Consider the following 1,264-nt stretch of genomic DNA (forward strand, 5'->3'; position numbering starts at 1 on the left):
TAGCATCTATAACTGGATGGGATTACATTTTGTCAGCCCTAGCTACTGTTGCATGATTTTTGAAAATTGGTATTACAGATATTTTGACGGTCGCAATTTTGGCTATAATTGCCGGAGCGCAAGGGTGGGAAGACATCGAGAATTATGGCCTTAGTAAAAAAAGTGGTTAGAAGAATTTTTGGTATTACCTTATGGTATCCCTTCCGACGACACTTTTCGGAGAGTATTTGAGTTTATTGATCCAGAAGCTTTAAATCGCTGCTTTTTCCGATGGGTAGAAACTCTCGTGACTCGGACAGGAGGAGCAATTATTCCCATTGATGGTAAAACAATTAGAGGTTCTTATGACCGTAATCAAGGGAAATCGGCACTTCATGTTATTACTGCTTGGTCGGCTGAACAACGTCTAGTTTTGGCACAGATGAAAGTGGATGATAAATCCAATGAGATTACGGCGATTCCGGCCTTATTAGAGTTGCTAGACATTACTGATTGTATCATTACTATTGATGCGATGGGGACTCAAACTGAGATTGCTCAAAAGATTATTGACAAGAAAGGGCATTATGTTCTCTCACTTAAAGCTAATCATCCAACTTTATATGCTCAGGTTAGAGAATGGTTTGAACAAGCTAAGGCGCATCAGTTTTCTGGGCTTGATGTTAGTTATGACCAACGGATTGAATCCGGTCATCATAGTAGAGAAATCCGTCAAGTTTGGTCGGTGCCAATTACAGTTATCAGTGAGCTTTACCAACCCCGATTATGGGCGGGACTTAAAAGTGTGGTCATGGTGGTTCGAGTCCGTCATCTTTGGAATAAAACTACTCGGGAAGTGCAATTTTATCTAACTTCTTTAGATAGTGATGCTCAACTTTTAGGTCGAGCTATCCGAAAACATTGGGGGATTGAAAATGAGGCTCATTGGACTTTAGATTGTACCTTTGCTGAAGATGCTTGCCGGATTCGCTCTTTCCACAGTCCCCAGAATTTAGCTGTCCTGCGACGGCTCGCACTCAATGCCCTCCATCGTGAACCGACTTACAAACGTAGTCTTCGACAAAAAATGAAAAGAGCAGCTATGGATAATGATTATTTGATTCAAATTATCCGTTCTTGTTTGGCTGACAATATATTAGATTCTTCTGAGTCCTTTTGTCAAGCGTGATTGAGATGCTCTTACCCTGGGAAGAAAAGGCAAATATTAGAGAAAGAATTCTAATTTTATTATTGCTCAATGACGGCAAGACACAATCTAAAATTG

General features: G+C 40.3%; 1 pseudogene. It reads left to right on the forward strand.

Going from position 1 to position 1,264, the window contains the following annotated elements:
• Positions 1–71 precede the first annotated feature (71 nt).
• Positions 72–1,168 (forward strand): annotated as a pseudogene (locus QT996_RS28500) (ISAs1 family transposase); the annotation flags it as partial.
• Between the last annotated feature and the right edge of the window lie 96 nt (positions 1,169–1,264).

The sequence above is a fragment of the Microcoleus sp. S13C4 genome (genome assembly GCF_036700865.1).
Taxonomy (GTDB): domain Bacteria; phylum Cyanobacteriota; class Cyanobacteriia; order Cyanobacteriales; family Microcoleaceae; genus Microcoleus.